Source organism: Methylovirgula sp. 4M-Z18, assembly GCF_037890675.1.
GTDB lineage: Bacteria > Pseudomonadota > Alphaproteobacteria > Rhizobiales > Beijerinckiaceae > 4M-Z18.
Genome location: NZ_CP149574.1, coordinates 4,438,325 through 4,452,813 on the forward strand (window position 1 = coordinate 4,438,325; position 14,489 = coordinate 4,452,813).

Genomic DNA, 14,489 nt, shown 5'->3' on the forward strand with positions numbered 1-14,489 from the left:
GGGGCGGCGTCGCGTTACAATTTTATCCGGGAGAGGTTCGCAGGTGTCACGCCGAGCAATCGCTTCATCATGCTTGTCATATGGCTTTGATGCGCGAACCCTGTCATCAGCGCAATTTGGCTGAGTGGGAGTTCAGCGGACATGATCAGAGCCTGCGCGCGCTCAACTCTCCGGCGGATCACATATTGGTGCACCGGCATGCCGAACGAGCGCCGGAAGAGAACTTTGAGATGCGAGACGCTGATGCCTACAATTTGCGTCAGATGTGCGAGGGAAAGATCTTCTTCCAAATGGCTTTCGATGAATGCGACCAGGCGGCGTTTCTGACTTGGCGACAGCGTCTGCTTTGCGGCGGGTTCCATCCACCGCACTTGACTGCCTAGCAATTGAATCGCAAGCGCAGTGCCAAGGCTTTCTGTGACAAGCCGATCCGTGCGGATGTTCGAACCGAGCTGCGTTTCGAGTGCGAACGCAATGTGTTCGATGCGCGCGTCGCGATGCTGAAACTTGGGTGCGAGCGTGACGCGATCCGGATCGATCTCAAGCTCTTGCGCGGCCCTACGCAAGAGAGCCGGGCTTATCGCGACGCGCAGGATGGTGCAGTCGCGATCGTCTTCCCACTCGCCGTCGAGGCCCGCCGGAACGATATCGATATCGCCATGCGATTGAACGCGCGTCCGGCGTTGGTCGCCGCATCGACAGGACGCATTGACTGGCGGGCCAAGGTGGAGGCTAAGGCGATGATAGGGCAAGGCTGACGCATAGGTGACGCCTGCGCTGATGGCCCGTCGCTCCACCTTGACGCCGAATGTGGCAAACCCATCATCCAACACGAAGTCGCCCCGTTCCATTTGTTGCGTCAAATATCCATTGACACATCCAAAATAGGTCGCCGTGCTTCATCGGGCAAGTTGCGGTCGCGGCGGTATTGGTGTTGTTCAGCGCACAGCCAGCAACTGCTCCAACTTTGCGATACTGTCTTCCAGCGGCGTGTAGATCGCGACTTTCATGTCCGGTTCGCCGATCACCGACAGCATCGTATATTCAAACCGCATCTCGCCGCCGAGGGGATGCCGAATGCGCTTGTAGCCGGAGAACGGCCGCGCCACCTCGTGCTTCGGCCACCAGGCGCGAAACTCCGGGCTTGCCCGCATCAATGTCGCGATCAAGCGCTCGAAATCCTGATCGCCGGCATAACGCGCGCTGTCAGCGCGGAAAGAGGCGAGAGCGGTGGTCGCCAGTTCCTCCCAATCGAGCAGCAAGCGGCGATGGTCTGGGTCCGCGAACACCAGATGCATGATGTTGCGCGCATCCCCGTCAAGCCGGGCATAATCGCCGAACACGATTTCCGCCGCGCGATTCCAGGCAAGAACGTCCCAGCGGCGGCCGAGAATATGGGCCGGCTGGCCGGCCAGGCTCGCCAGCATGCGCAGCAACGTGTCCGGCACGACCTCAGGGCCGGTCTTCCGGCTTTCGGGTGGCGGCCGGTCGTTTAGCACGAACAGATGCCGCCGCTCCGCCGCGTCGAGCCGCAGCGCATCGGCAAGCGCTGAGAGTACCTCGACCGAGGCGCGGACCTCGCGGCCCTGCTCCAGCCATGTGTACCAGGTGGCGCCGACCCCGGCGAGCAAAGCGACCTCTTCGCGCCGCAATCCCTTGGCCCGGCGGCGAAAGCCGTTGCTGAGGCCCACATCGCTTGGCTGCAGCCGCTCGCGCCGCGAGCGGAGGAAATCGCCGAACGCGCGGCGCTTGATGTCTTCGGGCAAATGTAGCGTGTTCATCCTTAAAATAGTAGTATCAATACTAGAATAAATCTAGAACTTCTTAAGCCCCCGTCGCCGCGCCAGATTGGTTTCATCAGCGATCACGAAAGAGGTGCCAGCGATGGCGGACAATCAAATCATTCTCATCACCGGCGCGACGGACGGGGTCGGACGGCGCGTGGCCGAGCGGCTGGCGCGGCCAGGCTGCACGTTGCTGATCCACGGCCGCGACCGGCAAAGGGCGGAGCAACTTCTCGCGACTATCGCCCAAGCGGGCGGCACCGGCAAATTCTATCCTGCCGATCTCTCCTCCCTTGCCGAAGTCCGCGAGCTGGCGGCGGCGATCCAGCGCGATCATCGCCGCATCGACGGCTTCATCAGCAATGCGGGCATCGGCACCGGCGGCGGGCGCGGCGACAGGCAATTGAGCCGCGACCGGTTCGAGTTGCGTTTCGCCGTCAATTATCTCGCCGGCTTCGCGCTGACCCGCCTGCTGTTGCCGCTCATACAGGCGAGCGAAAACGGCCGCATCGTGCAGGTGGCCTCGGCCGGCCAGCAGGCAATCGATTTCGACGATGTGATGCTGGAGCGCGGCTATAGCGGCAACCGCGCCTATTGCCAGAGCAAGCTCGCGCAGATCATGTTCACCTTCGACCTCGCACAAGAGCTGCAACACACGCCCGTCGTCGCCCATTGCCTGCATCCCGCCTCCTACATGGATACGACCATGGTGCGGCAATCGGGCATTGCGCCGATGAGCAGCGTGGAGGAAGGCGCGGACGCGATTCTGCACGCGCTGTCTGTGCCCCTCTCGCGCGCAAAAAGCGGCACCTATTTCAACGGCCGGCAACCGGCACGCGCTCATGCGCAAGCCTACGATTCGAGCGCGCGCCGCCGCTTGCGCGCGTTGAGCCACGAGTGGACGCAAATCCCTCTGCCGCAGTCCCTTTCTTAAACCTGAACGGAGCAACCCATGTCTTCGAAAATGCATAGTGTCATCATCGGCGGATCGTCCGGCATCGGCCTCGCTACCGCTCAGCTTCTGTTGACCCAAGGTCATCGCGTCACGATCACCGGCCGCGATCCGGAACGCTTGCGGCAGGCGCAAGCCACGCTGCAACATCAGGCGACGTGCCTCGAAATGGACGCCGCCGATCCGCGCGCGGTGCGCTCAACCTTCGAAAAGATCGGCGCCTTCGATCATCTCGTGCTCGCCTTCGGCAGCCGTAAAGGCGCAGGGCCGGTAACCGATGTCGATCTAAACGACGTGCAACAAGGCTTCGCGGAAAAGGTCTTTCCGCATTTCGATTGCGCGCGGGCCGCGGTGAAACATCTTTCCGGCAACGGGAGCATCACCTTCATCGCCGCCGTCTCGGCCCATGCTGCTTTGCCGGGATCGGCCGGGCTTGGCGCGGCCAATGGCGCAATCACGGCGATGGTGCCGATTTTCGCGCGCGAGCTGCAACCGTTGCGAGTCAACGGCGTCTCGCCCGGCGTGATCGACACGCCCTGGTGGGACTTCCTGCCCGAGGCGCAAAAAGCGCCGGTCTTCGCCGATTTTGCCGCGAAAACGCCGGTCGGCCGCGTGGGCCGACCGGAAGACATCGCTGAGACCATCGCCTTCCTGATCGGCAACCGCTTCATGACCGGCCACACCATCGTCTGCGATGGCGGCTTGCATCTTGCGGCTTGAAGCCTAGTTCCACGTCGAACTTCAGCTTTTAAGGAGACATTCGTGGATCTCGATCTTGCGGGCAAACGGGCGCTTGTCACGGGCGCATCGAAAGGAATTGGCCGGGCGATTGCCATGCGATTGGCGCAGGAGGGCTGCGGCCTCATTCTCGTCGCCCGCAATGCCGAGACGTTGGACGCAACCGCGGCGAACCTGCGCCAGCGTCACAATGTGCCGGTGCGCGTGCTTGCCGCCGACATCGCGCAGCAAGGCGAAATCGAGCGCATCGCCGCCGACGTGGATGCGCTCGACATTCTGGTCAATAACGCCGGCGCGATTCCGCCCGGCGCGCTGCTCGATATCGACGATACGCGCTGGCGCGCCGCGTGGGACTTGAAGGTCTTCGGCTTCATCGGTTTGACGCGCGCGCTTTATCCGAAATTGAAAACACGCCGCGGTGTGATTGTGAATATCATCGGCACCGCCGGCGAAAGGTTCGACCCGAATTATATCGCCGGCAGCAGCGGCAATGCCGCACTGATGGCGTTCACGCGTGCCCTCGGCCATTCAGCGCCGCGCGACGGCATGCGGGCCGTCGGCATCAATCCGGGGCCTGTTGCGACCGACCGCATGGAGACGATGCTCCGCGGCCGCGCCGAAAAGGATTTTGGCGATGCCTCGCGCTGGCAGGAGTATCTGGAAAAAATGCCCTTCGGCCGCGCGGCGACCCCCGAGGAAATCGCCGATGCGGCGGCATTCCTGGCGTCCCCGCGCTCCGCCTATACGACCGGAACGATCCTAACGATCGATGGCGCGGGGCGGTGAACTGTTAACAGGACCGCGACCAGGACGGTCGCGGTCCGATATATGTTACGCCGCAGCTTTGGCCTTCTGCACCGGCTGCGTGCCTTCGGGGAAGAACTCCATCGCCGCCGAATTCATGCAATAGCGATGATAGGTCGGCGGTGGGCCGTCGGGGAACACGTGGCCGAGATGGCCGTCGCAGCGCATGCAGCGGATTTCGGTGCGCGACATGCCGTAGCTCGTGTCCTTGATGTAGCGGATATGATCGAGGTCATAGGGTTTGAAGAAGCTCGGCCAACCGGTGCCCGACTCGAATTTGTCGCCTGAACGGAACAGCGGCAGGCCGCACAAATGGCAGGCGTAGGTGCCCTTGTCCTTGTTGTCGAGCAGCACGCCGCAGAAGCTTGGCTCGGTGCCGTGGTTGAGCAGGATGCGCCGCTCCTCGGGCGTCAGATCCTGCGCCAGCCGCTCCACCTCCGCCTCGCTGAGCGGCGCGATATCGTAGCCCGCGTGCGAAGGGCTCTGCGGCCGCGGGCGGGTCTCAAGATCGCGAAAGACATCACGGAACATGCGCTTCTCCTCAAAATAATACCAACGTTCACAAAGAGTGAGCGTCGGTTCCTTTCTTCATTTTTCGCCTTTTCAAGGCGAGAGCGAAAAATGAAGAGCGGTCCAAAGGTCGCTGCTCGCGACCTTTGGCATAACGTCCATAAAATGGGCCTTCGGCCGTTTTGCGCAAGCGCTACCGCGTTCAAGGCCGTTTCACGTTTGCGTCATGACGCCGGCCGTCGCGGCCGAGGGGCTCGTGCATCCCGACATTCGGCGCGGCGATCGCCGGCTCGAGTTTCGGCAACATGCGCCGTGCGAGCTTGCGGATGGCGACGGGGCGGTAGAGCTGTTTCGTCGCCTCGACCACATAGACGCCGGCCCCCGGCACGGGCAGCATGTTACCGATCCTCTCGAAGGCACCGGCCGCTGAGAGCCAGAGCCGGCGCTCGAACGGAGGGATGAACAGTGCTTCCTGCCAATGAATCGGTGAAAACAACGTGTCGCGCATCAAGTTGCGCAACTGGCTTTTGGAAAAGGGCTGGCCGACCCCGAACGGCGTGTTGTCCATGCCGGCCCAGAGGCCGCGGCGCGAGGGCGCCACGATCATCAGCCGGCCGCCGGGGGTGAGAACGCGCCAGATTTCGGACAGGACCTCGCTCGGCTGCTCGGCAACTTCCAGCGCATGCACCAGCAGAACCCGGTCGATGCAGCTATCGGGCAACGGCAGCAGTTCCATATCGACCAGCGTCGATGCGGACAGGCCGGATTGCGGCCAATTCACCACCCCTTGCGCGGCCGGCATGAAGGCGAGCGTGCGCATGGCTTCCTTGTGGAACTCGCTCAAGAATGGCGTCGCATAGCCGATCCCCACCACCGAAAGGCCGATGCAATTGCTCCAGCGTTCGCGCAAAATGCGATGAATGAATCGCTGGGCCACGCGGCCCAAAGCGGCATCGTAAAAGGTGCGAAGATCGATCACATCCAAGGACATGGCCGATTGTCCCATGAAGCGGGTGGCCGCGCAAATGGGGCAAACGATTTATGGTTGACGCGCGCGCGGGCCTGGGGCTTGGTGGCGCATCTTCGTCGACCTTCAGTTCGAGGCCCTCATGCCGCTCCAGATTCATCAGTTCATCTGCCGTACCGACAATTTTGGCGTTCTCATTCACGACCCGCAAACCGGAGCGACCGCCGCCCTCGATGCGCCGGACGGCCCGGCGCTCCTCGCCGCCCTCGATGCGCGCGGCTGGCAGCTCACCGACATTCTGATCACCCATAAACATGCCGATCACGTCGAAGGCATTCCGGCCCTGAAGGCGAAATTTCCGGACGCCAAAGTGACCGGTCCCGCCGCGGAAGCCAAGGAGATCGGCGCGCTCGACGTCGAGGTCAAGGAAGACGATCTCGTCCGCTTTGGCGCGACCGCCGCAAAGGTGATCGCGACGCCGGGCCACACCGCCGGCCATATCGTCTATTGGTTCGAAGAAGACGATCTGCTGTTCGCCGGCGACACTTTGTTCGCGCTCGGCTGCGGCCGCGTGTTCGAAACGTCGATGGAGGTGATGTGGGAATCCCTGTCGAAACTGTCGCGCCTGCCGGGCGAGACGCAAGTCTATTGCGGCCACGAATATACCCTATCGAACACCAAATTCGCGTTGACGATCGAACCTAACAACAGTTTGCTGCAAGACCGCGCCGGCGAAATCGCGACTCAGCGCGCCAAGGGTGAGATGACGTTGCCGACTACGATCGCGCTCGAACTTGCCACCAACCCCTTCCTGCGCGCCGACGAGCCGGCCGTGAAAGCCGCGCTCGGCATGAGCGACGCCGATGCCTCGCAGGTGTTCGCGGAGATCCGGGAACGGAAGAACCGGGCTTAAGGGGTAACTGCCATCGCCAATTCGCTTTCGCGGCCGAGTTCCCGCATCCAGGTGCGGTAATTCGGTTCGCGCTGCAATTGGCGGCCATAATGCCGGCGCAGCTCCTGCGTCAGCCGCCCGCCACGGCCGAGCATATGGTCGGCCTGGGAGATCATATGCGAATTGGGCCAGGCCTGCGGCCGAATATGCTGCAGCCGGGCGAACAAATGCTCTTCGGATGCGTCGGGCAGAGCCTGGGTGAGCAGCGTGACCATGGCGGCGGTCGAGCGCGAAACGCCCATATAGCAATGCACCAGGAGATGGCCGTCGCGGTCGAATTTCACCGATTTGAGCGTCTCGCCGAAGCGCAGGATCGCTTCCATATGCTGCTGCGCCGGCAGGATTTTGCCCGCGATGGGCTCGATGATGTCGTCGAACTCGAGAACGACCCGGTGATGGTCGTCGTAATCGGCAAAAGCCTGCATTTCCGGCCAATCGGCATCGATCAGCGAGAGCACATGGGTGACGCCGCGGGCGCGATGGTCGGCCAGCTCACGGACACCGCACACGGTGAGGGCGGAAAAACCGTCAGGCTGCATTGGACGACGGCGACTGGGTGAGAACTGAATAAAGCGCTGGGGTCGCGCGCGTCGCCCGCAGCTTCTGCGTAACGGCGGGATCACGCAGCACACGCGCGATACTGGCGAGCGCCTTCAAGTGATCGGCCCCGGCCGCCTCCGGCGCGATCAGCAGGAAGATCAGATCGACGGGCTGACCGTCGAGGGCCTCGAAATCGATCGGACGCTCGAGCCGCGCAAAAATGCCGAAAATCTTCGCACATTTCGCTAATTTTCCGTGCGGAATGGCGATTCCGTTGCCAACCCCGGTCGAACCCAGTCGCTCCCGCTGCAACAGGGCGTCGAAGACTTCGCGCGACGACAGACCGGACACAAGTCCGGCACGTTCCGCGAGCTCCTGCAAGGCCTGCTTCTTGGTATTCACCTTGAGCGACGGCAAAATGCCGTCCGGCGAAAGAATATCAGTTAAAGACATAAGAGCTCTGACCCGGTGGGCATATGGCGTTGGACAGGCAAAACGTATGCCGCTTGCCCGTCCTTATATGTCCGCGAACCAAAAAGTTCACGCTTTTCTTTCACGCTTTCGCGGATGGTGTGGCGGGATCGATCCAGCCGACATGGCCATCGGATCTACGGTAGACGATGTTGACGCGGCCGTTGGTGGCGTGGCGAAACACGATGACCGGGGCACCAGACAGATCGAGATCCATCACGGCAGCGGACACTGACAATTCGCGCAGCCGCGCGGTGCTTTCGGCCACGACGACCGGATTGAAATCGTGGATTTCGTCGGCATCCTCGTCCGGCGCTTCCAGCACATAAGCGGCCATGATCGCGCCCACGCGCTCCTCGCCCTCGTGCACGCCATTGGGTCCGTGGTGGTCTTTCAGACGTCGCTTATATCGGCTCAAACGCTTTTCGATGCGGTCAGCCGCCTGGTCGAAACTTGCATAAGGCTCGTGCGCCAAGGCTTCCGCCTGGAGTGTAATGCCCGACGACAAATGCAGCGTACAATCGGTCCGATACCCGGATCCTTCCGGCTCCAGCGTCACGTGCCCACCGACGCGGCCTTCGTAATATTTGCCGATGGCGCCTGCGATGCGATCTTGAACGTGTGTGCGGAGAGCTTCGCCGATGTCGAAGTTTTTACCTGAAACGCGTAAGGTCATTCGCGCTCCCTCTCTTTTCTGTTTCGACCGCACGAACCGAAACCGGCAATCCACCGAAGTCGGATCGTGCCGAGGGAAAGATTCATTTGCGCTTTCCCTGTTCTACTGGATTAGGAGCGTCTGCTGGCGAAGTCAATGTGTGCGCTGCAACATGAGTTTTGCCACGCTATTCTCTTAGTCTTTGATTTTAGGCCAAATTCTTCAACGCACCGAAACTAGGCGCCATTCAATTTTTGCCGTACGAGGGTTGCGATCCAATCGCGCAGGATGACGATCCGTTGCTGATGGCGCAGGCTTGCGTGGGTGAGAAGCCATAGTTCGCGCGCCAAGCCCGGCGGACCCGGCAAACGCCGCAAACGCGGGCGCCGATCACCGATGAAACAAGGCACGAGCGAACGGCCGGCCCCTGCCTCGATCGCCTGTAGAATCGCGTCTCCGTCATTGAAGGCCATTTGCGCATTGGCCACTTCTGCTGCGGCAGCAAGCCATTGCGCATGCGGTAAGTGGCTCAAGCTTTCGTCATAAACGAGCCACGGCGAATCGTCGGACCGCTCCGCGGGGCCATAAGCCGCGTAAGTCACGAGGCCAAGGCGCTGCATGAGATGTGCGCCGCCTTTTTCCGGCCGTCCGAGACGCAAAGCGACGTCCGCTTCACCCTTGCGCAGATCCGCATTGCGGCCGTCGGCGAGAAAATCGAGACGCAGTTTCGGATAGGTCTTCAGGAGATCCGGCGCCGCCGGCGCAAGCAGATGATTGACGAGGAGCGGGACGGCGCTGATGCGTACATTGCCAGATGGGGCATCATCCGTGCGGCCCGCGTCGGCTTTCAATGCAGCGATTTCCTCTTCGACCGCGCGTGCATGTTGCAAAGCCGCCTCGCCCGCGGGTGTTGGATGCAAATTCCCTTCCACGCGCGTGAAAAGCTTGCTGCCGAGCTGCTTTTCGGCGCTCGCGAGACGGCGCGCGACAGTTGTTTGATTGACACCCAGGCGACGCGCGGCACCAGCAAGCGTGCTTGCCCGTCCGATCGCCAACAGAAAACGCAAATCGTCCCAATCCATGGGGCTGCATATTTGCAGATTCGAACGGCAGTAACACGGATTTTTTCGACCCCGCCAAACCATTACGCCAGACGGAGCCAAATAGGAGAAGGCCAATGCTCTATGCCGTTCTTTTCACCGACAATTTGCAAAGCGCCAGCGCGCGAGGGCGTCTGATGCCTGAACATCTCGCGTTTTTGCATGCCCATCGAGAGCATATCCAAGCGGCGGGACCGCTGCTCGAAACGTCCAACGAGCAGAGCGCCGGTGGGCTCTGGCTGGTCGAAGCTGACAGTGCGGATAGGGTCTTGCAACTCGTCCATGACGATCCGTTCTGGCCAAGCGGCCTGCGTGAATCGTTTCGCATCTTGCAGTGGCGACAAGTTTTTGTCCGCGACTCCAACGGTTCAATTGCATGACCATGAGCCGGCGCAAAATTCTGACTGGCGGCGCGGCGAGCGCGGGCATGCTGCATTCATCCGTCAAAACATTAAGCACTCCACGAAAAGGGCTGACCTATAAAGCCACTGCTTTTGACGCTTTCGCTATTTTCGATTCCCGACCAGTAGACCGGCTTTGTGAGATTCTCTTTCCGGGCCAGGGCGAAGCTTTCATTAAAATGTGGCGCGCCCACCAATTCGAATATGCATGGTTGCAGGTCTTGATGCGGCGATATGCCGATTTCGAGCGCGTGACTGCGCAATCGCTCTCCTTCGCTGCCAACGCATTAAAACTCGATCTGGCCGACAATCAGAAAAAGCAATTGCTGCAGGCCTATTCTTGCATGCCCGCATGGCCAGACGCGGTGCCGAGCCTGCAGAAACTTCGACAAACCGGCGTCAGGACCGCGATACTTTCCAACTTGACGCCACAGATGTTGCAAAGCTGTCTCAGCGCCAATCCCGGCCTGCGCGATCTGTTCGATCACGTGTTAAGCACCGATGCCGCGCGAACGTATAAGCCCGATCCAAGAGCCTATGCGCTTGCGCCCGATGCACTCAAACTGCCACGCGAGAACATAGCGTTTATCGCTTATGCGGGATGGGACGCCGTTGGCGCGAAGTGCTTCGGCTATCCAACCTTTTGGGCCAATCGCGCTGGAGCGCCCAGCGAAACATTGGGCGACAAAGCCGACGCGATGGGCGCTGATTTATCGGGCCTGACGGCGTTTATTGGCTGACGGCGACGAACTACTCCGCCGCTTCTTCGCTCACCTCTTCGGCGCGTAAATCCTCGGGCCGCGGCATCGAAATGATGTTGTAGCCGGAATCGACGAAATGAATTTCGCCCGTCACGCCGTGCGACAGATCGCTCAGCAAATAAAGCGCCGAACCGCCGACATCCTCGATCGTCACCGAGCGGCGCAGCGGCGCGTGGGCGCGCTGGTAATTGTACATGGCGCGCGCTTCCGCGATGCCGGCGCCTGCCAGCGTGCGGATGGGGCCGGCGGAAATCGCGTTCACGCGGATATTCTGCGGCCCGAGATCGCCGGCGAGATAACGCACGCTCGCCTCGAGCGCCGCTTTGGCAATGCCCATCACATTGTAATTCGGCATCACGCGCGTTGCGCCGCCATAGGTCAACGTCAACAGCGAACCGCCGTGCGGCATCAGCTTCTGCGCCCGCTGCGCGATCTCGGTGAAGGAGAAGGCCGAAATCACCATGGTGCGCGAGAAATTCTCGCGCGTGGTCGCGTCGATATAGCGGCCCTTCAACTCGTTCTTGTCCGAAAAGCCGATCGCATGAACGACGAAATCGATTGTGCCCCAGGCCTTTTCGAGCTCGGCAAAGGCCGTGTCGACGCTGGCGATGTCTTCAACGTCGCAGGGAATGACCAAGGACGCGCCGAGACTTTCGGCCAAAGGTTTCACGCGTTTGCCAAGCGCCTCGCCCTGGTAGGTGAAGGCGAGTTCAGCGCCTTCGTCCGCCACCGCCTTGGCAATGCCCCAAGCGATCGAGTGATTGTTCGCCACCCCCATGATGAGGCCGCGCTTGCCGCGCATCAGACCTTTTTCGGATATGTTCATCGTTATGATTTCGCCTTATGCATCCATATGTTTGAAAATGAGCGTGGCGTTGGTGCCGCCGAAGCCGAAGGAATTGGAGAGGACCGCGCGCAGGGACACGTTGTCGCGCCGCTCGCGCAGGATCGGCATATCGGCAAAGTCCGGATCGAGCTCGTCGATATGCGCGCTTTCGCACATGAAGCCGTTCTGCATCATCAACAGCGAGTAGATCGCTTCCTGCACGCCGGTCGCGCCGAGCGAATGACCGGTGAGCGATTTCGTTGCCGAGATCGGCGGGCATTTCTCGCCGTTGCCGAACACCGTGCGGATCGCCTCGATCTCCTTGGCATCGCCGACCGGCGTCGAGGTCGCATGCGGATTGATGTAGTCGATCGGCGTCTTCACGGTCGCGAGCGCCTGCTTCATGCAGCGGATCGCGCCTTCGCCGGAAGGTGCGACCATATCGTAGCCGTCCGAAGTCGCGCCATACCCGACAAGCTCGGCATAGATCTTGGCGCCGCGCGCCTTGGCATGCTCCAATTCCTCGAGCACGAGCACACCCGCGCCGCCGGCAATCACGAAGCCGTCGCGATTCTTGTCATAGGCGCGCGAGGCCACGGCTGGCGTCGCGTTGAAGTTCGACGACATCGCGGTCATGGCGTCGAACAGCACCGACAGGGTCCAGTCGAGCTCTTCGCAGCCGCCGGCGAACATCAGATCCTGCTTGCCCCATTGGATCATTTCATAGGCATTGCCGATGCAATGATTGGACGTCGCGCAGGCCGAGGAGATCGAATAATTGATGCCCTTGATCTTGAACCAGGTCGCAAGGGTCGCCGAGGCCGTCGACGACATGGCTTTCGGCACGGCAAAGGGGCCGACGCGCTTCGGGCCGGATTTGCGCGCAATGTCGGCAGAATCGACCAAGGTTTTGGCCGAGGGGCCGCCCGAGCCCATGATGATGCCGGTGCGCTCATGCGAAACGAGTTCGGCGGGAAGATTGGCGTCGGCGATGGCCTGGTCCATGGCGACATGGTTCCAGGCTGTGCCTTGGGCGTGAAAGCGCAGCGCACGGCGGTCAAGCATCGTGCTCGGGTCGAGGGTCGGCGCGCCGTGCACCTGGCTGCGAAAGCCGAGTTCTGCGTATTTTTCGGCCCGCACGATGCCGGATTTGGCTTCCCGCAAACTCGCCAGCACTTCGTTCGTGTTGTTCCCGATGGACGACACGATGCCCATGCCGGTGACGACGACGCGTCTCATACTCTTCTCCTAAAATTCACGGCCGTGTATCGGCAAATCGGCATGACTCCCGATTTTTTCAAGCGGCTTCGGGCTTGAACAGACCCACGCGCATGTCCTTCGTCTCGTAGATTCGCTTCCCGTCAGCCTCGAGCCAACCGTCGGCGATCCCCAGCACCAGCTTGCCCTTGAAAATGCGCTTGAAATCGACGCCGTAAACCACTTTCTTGATGGTCGGCAGCACCTGATCGCTAAATTTCACCTCGCCGACGCCGAGCGCCCGGCCGCGGCCCGGTAGACCGAGCCAACCGAGGAAAAAGCCGGTCATCTGCCACAGCGCATCGAGGCCGAGGCATCCCGGCATGACGGGATCACCTTTGAAATGGCAGCCGAAGAACCACAGATCCGGCTTGATATCGAATTCGGCGCGCAGATGGCCCTTGCCATGGGCGCCGCCATCCTCGGAGATTTCGGTGATCCGATCGAACATCAGCATGGGGGGAAGCGGCAATTGCGCATTTCCCGGCCCGAACAATTCGCCGCGGCCGCAGGAGAGCAGATCTTCATAAGAAAACGCGGAACGCCGTTCGGCCATATTTACCCCTGTTCGTGTTCTTCCGGCGCGCCGGAGCTTTTGGTCATCGCGGCCTTCTAACACAGCCGACGGACGGCTGAAAGCCGTGTGATCGCCGATTGGCCCTTCGGGTAATGGGGAATGCCGGGTTTCGACAAAAATGCTAAAACGCCCAGGTCACGGCAAGGTCAAAAGTCCGGCAAATCCGTCCGCCGCGCCGAACGCCAGGCGCTTGCCGTCCTTGTCCCAGCACAGAGCCGTGATCTCGCCCGCGTCGGTGCCGACCTCCGGCGCCCGCACCAGGATTTCCGAGGCGTCGGTCAGACGGCACAGCATCAGCCAGCCGTCCTCATAGCCGATGGCAAGGACGAGCGCCTTGGGATGAAAGGCGATTTTCGAGACTTTGGCCGGACGCACGCCGCATTCGCGCGGCTGCTGGCCCATGGGGCCGCTTTTGGCTTGGAACGGCCAGATGATGCTGGCCTCGGCGCCGGAGGTCGCCAGCCAATTGCCGTCATGCGACCAGCTGAAGGAGCGCGGCTTTGAGGGATAGCCGGTCATCCGCATGTCCTGACGGTCGGCGACCCGCCAGCCATGCAGGGCGTTTTCCTGCATCGAAGTCACCACAAAACGACCGTCCGGCGAGGTGGTCACATCGAGATGCGAGCCTTTCCAGGTCAAGGCTTCGGGCGCCGCCTTGGTGGCGGGAAACCAGAGCGACACGCCGTTATAATGGGAGGCTGCGAGACGGTAGCCCTTCGGCATGAAGGTCAGCCCTCGCACCGAGGAGGGCGCCTGCCATTCGGCGATCGTCCCTTTCGCATCGCGGGCACGAACGATCTTGCCGGCGCTCCACGCGCATTCGCCGCTGTCGCGCAACGCCAGCGCATCGATCCAGCGGCCTTTCTCGTCGGCGATGTCCTGGATGTCGCCGGAGACGCTCACGCTTACCACGCGGCCGTCATCGCCGCCGGTAACAAGACGCTGGCCGTCGCTCGCCGCTACCAGAATCGCCCCCTCCGCATGGGCCACGACCCGCTTTTCGTCGCCGATTTCGGCCAAGAGAACCTGGCCGTCCGCCAGTGCGAAGACGGGCGTGCGGCCAAGAAAGGCAGCCGCAACGACATGGGTGCCGGCGGCGATGGGAGCGACGTTTTGGGTGAGGGAGGAGGTTTGGGACATGATCAACCGGAGAGCGGGCGTTTCGCCCGCTCATAAAGCAATTCTCGAATATTT

Annotated in this window: 19 protein-coding genes; 7 read left to right on the forward strand and 12 right to left on the reverse strand. The window is 61.5% G+C overall.

Features of this window, described 5'->3' with window-relative positions:
• Positions 1 to 14: 14 nt before the first annotated feature.
• Positions 15 to 362 carry a helix-turn-helix domain-containing protein gene (locus V9T28_RS20475; RefSeq protein ID WP_245424161.1) on the reverse strand — a complete coding sequence of 116 codons (348 nt, stop codon included), beginning with the start codon at positions 360 to 362 and terminating at the stop codon, positions 15 to 17.
• 24 nt (positions 363 to 386) lie between these two features.
• Between V9T28_RS20475 and V9T28_RS20480 the strand changes: the two genes are divergently transcribed.
• The gene (locus V9T28_RS20480) at positions 387 to 758 is read left to right on the forward strand and encodes a hypothetical protein (RefSeq protein ID WP_245424162.1); all 372 of its coding nucleotides are present in this window, start codon (positions 387 to 389) and stop codon (positions 756 to 758) included.
• Positions 759 to 938: 180 nt separating this feature from the next.
• Here the strand turns inward: V9T28_RS20480 and V9T28_RS20485 are convergent, their stop codons facing one another.
• Positions 939 to 1,781, reverse strand: a complete 843-nt coding sequence (locus V9T28_RS20485) for a helix-turn-helix transcriptional regulator (protein WP_116401812.1) — start codon at positions 1,779 to 1,781, stop codon at positions 939 to 941.
• 103 nt (positions 1,782 to 1,884) lie between these two features.
• Between V9T28_RS20485 and V9T28_RS20490 the strand changes: the two genes are divergently transcribed.
• From V9T28_RS20490 to V9T28_RS20500, 3 genes are read left to right on the forward strand one after another with little or no spacing between them, the layout of a single operon-like run.
• Positions 1,885 to 2,718, forward strand: coding sequence for an SDR family NAD(P)-dependent oxidoreductase (locus V9T28_RS20490; protein WP_116401813.1), 834 nt, complete (start codon positions 1,885 to 1,887; stop codon positions 2,716 to 2,718).
• A gap of 18 nt (positions 2,719 to 2,736) precedes the next feature.
• Positions 2,737 to 3,456, forward strand: coding sequence for an SDR family oxidoreductase (locus V9T28_RS20495; RefSeq protein ID WP_116401814.1), 720 nt, complete (start codon positions 2,737 to 2,739; stop codon positions 3,454 to 3,456).
• A gap of 42 nt (positions 3,457 to 3,498) precedes the next feature.
• Positions 3,499 to 4,260 (forward strand): short-chain dehydrogenase/reductase, encoded by a 762-nt coding sequence (locus V9T28_RS20500; protein WP_116401815.1) that lies wholly within the window; start codon positions 3,499 to 3,501, stop codon positions 4,258 to 4,260.
• 45 nt (positions 4,261 to 4,305) lie between these two features.
• Here V9T28_RS20500 and msrB read toward each other — a convergent pair whose 3' ends face one another.
• Complete coding sequence (gene msrB, locus V9T28_RS20505) at positions 4,306 to 4,809, reverse strand: peptide-methionine (R)-S-oxide reductase MsrB (RefSeq protein ID WP_116401816.1); 504 nt, start codon at positions 4,807 to 4,809, stop codon at positions 4,306 to 4,308.
• A gap of 181 nt (positions 4,810 to 4,990) precedes the next feature.
• On the reverse strand, positions 4,991 to 5,779 hold the full coding sequence (locus tag V9T28_RS20510; RefSeq protein WP_116401817.1) for a class I SAM-dependent methyltransferase: 789 nt from the start codon (positions 5,777 to 5,779) through the stop codon (positions 4,991 to 4,993).
• Positions 5,780 to 5,897: 118 nt separating this feature from the next.
• Here V9T28_RS20510 and gloB point away from each other — a divergent pair, with 118 nt between their 5' ends.
• Positions 5,898 to 6,668 carry a hydroxyacylglutathione hydrolase gene (gene gloB / locus V9T28_RS20515; protein ID WP_116401818.1) on the forward strand — a complete coding sequence of 257 codons (771 nt, stop codon included), beginning with the start codon at positions 5,898 to 5,900 and terminating at the stop codon, positions 6,666 to 6,668.
• Here gloB and V9T28_RS20520 read toward each other — a convergent pair.
• The 4 genes from V9T28_RS20520 to V9T28_RS20535 form a co-directional block, all read right to left on the reverse strand.
• A complete protein-coding gene (locus V9T28_RS20520; protein WP_116401819.1) occupies positions 6,665 to 7,246 on the reverse strand; it encodes a tyrosine phosphatase family protein in 582 nt (193 codons plus the stop codon). The genes gloB and V9T28_RS20520 overlap by 4 nt on opposite strands.
• The gene (gene ptsN / locus V9T28_RS20525; protein WP_116401820.1) at positions 7,236 to 7,700 is read right to left on the reverse strand and encodes a PTS IIA-like nitrogen regulatory protein PtsN; all 465 of its coding nucleotides are present in this window, start codon (positions 7,698 to 7,700) and stop codon (positions 7,236 to 7,238) included. The genes V9T28_RS20520 and ptsN overlap by 11 nt, the downstream gene beginning before the upstream one ends.
• Positions 7,701 to 7,800: 100 nt before the next feature.
• Positions 7,801 to 8,394 (reverse strand): ribosome hibernation-promoting factor, HPF/YfiA family, encoded by a 594-nt coding sequence (gene hpf / locus V9T28_RS20530; RefSeq protein ID WP_116401821.1) that lies wholly within the window; start codon positions 8,392 to 8,394, stop codon positions 7,801 to 7,803.
• 215 nt (positions 8,395 to 8,609) lie between these two features.
• Positions 8,610 to 9,440, reverse strand: coding sequence for a LysR family transcriptional regulator (locus tag V9T28_RS20535; RefSeq protein ID WP_158554847.1), 831 nt, complete (start codon positions 9,438 to 9,440; stop codon positions 8,610 to 8,612).
• Between the two features lie 110 nt (positions 9,441 to 9,550).
• Between V9T28_RS20535 and V9T28_RS20540 the strand changes: the two genes are divergently transcribed.
• Positions 9,551 to 9,853 (forward strand): YciI family protein, encoded by a 303-nt coding sequence (locus V9T28_RS20540; protein WP_116401823.1) that lies wholly within the window; start codon positions 9,551 to 9,553, stop codon positions 9,851 to 9,853.
• Positions 9,850 to 10,614: a haloacid dehalogenase type II gene (locus V9T28_RS20545; RefSeq protein ID WP_116401824.1), complete on the forward strand. Its 765-nt coding sequence runs from the start codon at positions 9,850 to 9,852 to the stop codon at positions 10,612 to 10,614. The genes V9T28_RS20540 and V9T28_RS20545 overlap by 4 nt, the downstream gene beginning before the upstream one ends.
• Positions 10,615 to 10,624: 10 nt before the next feature.
• Here V9T28_RS20545 and fabI read toward each other — a convergent pair whose 3' ends face one another.
• From fabI to V9T28_RS20565, 4 genes are all read right to left on the reverse strand, one after another.
• The gene (gene fabI, locus V9T28_RS20550; protein ID WP_245424163.1) at positions 10,625 to 11,461 is read right to left on the reverse strand and encodes an enoyl-ACP reductase FabI; all 837 of its coding nucleotides are present in this window, start codon (positions 11,459 to 11,461) and stop codon (positions 10,625 to 10,627) included.
• 15 nt (positions 11,462 to 11,476) lie between these two features.
• The gene (gene fabB, locus V9T28_RS20555; protein WP_116401825.1) at positions 11,477 to 12,700 is read right to left on the reverse strand and encodes a beta-ketoacyl-ACP synthase I; all 1,224 of its coding nucleotides are present in this window, start codon (positions 12,698 to 12,700) and stop codon (positions 11,477 to 11,479) included.
• Between the two features lie 58 nt (positions 12,701 to 12,758).
• A complete protein-coding gene (gene fabA / locus V9T28_RS20560; protein ID WP_116401826.1) occupies positions 12,759 to 13,274 on the reverse strand; it encodes a 3-hydroxyacyl-[acyl-carrier-protein] dehydratase FabA in 516 nt (171 codons plus the stop codon).
• A 156-nt stretch (positions 13,275 to 13,430) separates the two neighbouring features.
• On the reverse strand, positions 13,431 to 14,435 hold the full coding sequence (locus tag V9T28_RS20565; RefSeq protein WP_116401827.1) for a WD40 repeat domain-containing protein: 1,005 nt from the start codon (positions 14,433 to 14,435) through the stop codon (positions 13,431 to 13,433).
• Between the last annotated feature and the right edge of the window lie 54 nt (positions 14,436 to 14,489).

Excerpts from the sequence above, each read along its gene's own strand:
- V9T28_RS20475 (WP_245424161.1), bottom strand. The coding sequence starts at position 362 with ATGGAACCCGCCGCAAAGCAGACGCTGTCGCCAAGTCAGAAACGCCGC.
- V9T28_RS20485 (WP_116401812.1), bottom strand. The coding sequence starts at position 1,781 with ATGAACACGCTACATTTGCCCGAAGACATCAAGCGCCGCGCGTTCGGC.
- V9T28_RS20490 (WP_116401813.1), top strand. The coding sequence starts at position 1,885 with ATGGCGGACAATCAAATCATTCTCATCACCGGCGCGACGGACGGGGTC.
- V9T28_RS20495 (WP_116401814.1), top strand. The coding sequence starts at position 2,737 with ATGTCTTCGAAAATGCATAGTGTCATCATCGGCGGATCGTCCGGCATC.
- msrB (WP_116401816.1), bottom strand. The coding sequence starts at position 4,809 with ATGTTCCGTGATGTCTTTCGCGATCTTGAGACCCGCCCGCGGCCGCAG.
- V9T28_RS20510 (WP_116401817.1), bottom strand. The coding sequence starts at position 5,779 with ATGTCCTTGGATGTGATCGATCTTCGCACCTTTTACGATGCCGCTTTG.
- gloB (WP_116401818.1), top strand. The coding sequence starts at position 5,898 with ATGCCGCTCCAGATTCATCAGTTCATCTGCCGTACCGACAATTTTGGC.
- V9T28_RS20520 (WP_116401819.1), bottom strand. The coding sequence starts at position 7,246 with ATGCAGCCTGACGGTTTTTCCGCCCTCACCGTGTGCGGTGTCCGTGAG.
- ptsN (WP_116401820.1), bottom strand. The coding sequence starts at position 7,700 with ATGTCTTTAACTGATATTCTTTCGCCGGACGGCATTTTGCCGTCGCTC.
- hpf (WP_116401821.1), bottom strand. The coding sequence starts at position 8,394 with ATGACCTTACGCGTTTCAGGTAAAAACTTCGACATCGGCGAAGCTCTC.
- V9T28_RS20540 (WP_116401823.1), top strand. The coding sequence starts at position 9,551 with ATGCTCTATGCCGTTCTTTTCACCGACAATTTGCAAAGCGCCAGCGCG.
- V9T28_RS20545 (WP_116401824.1), top strand. The coding sequence starts at position 9,850 with ATGACCATGAGCCGGCGCAAAATTCTGACTGGCGGCGCGGCGAGCGCG.
- fabI (WP_245424163.1), bottom strand. The coding sequence starts at position 11,461 with ATGAACATATCCGAAAAAGGTCTGATGCGCGGCAAGCGCGGCCTCATC.
- fabB (WP_116401825.1), bottom strand. The coding sequence starts at position 12,700 with ATGAGACGCGTCGTCGTCACCGGCATGGGCATCGTGTCGTCCATCGGG.
- fabA (WP_116401826.1), bottom strand. The coding sequence starts at position 13,274 with ATGGCCGAACGGCGTTCCGCGTTTTCTTATGAAGATCTGCTCTCCTGC.
- V9T28_RS20565 (WP_116401827.1), bottom strand. The coding sequence starts at position 14,435 with ATGTCCCAAACCTCCTCCCTCACCCAAAACGTCGCTCCCATCGCCGCC.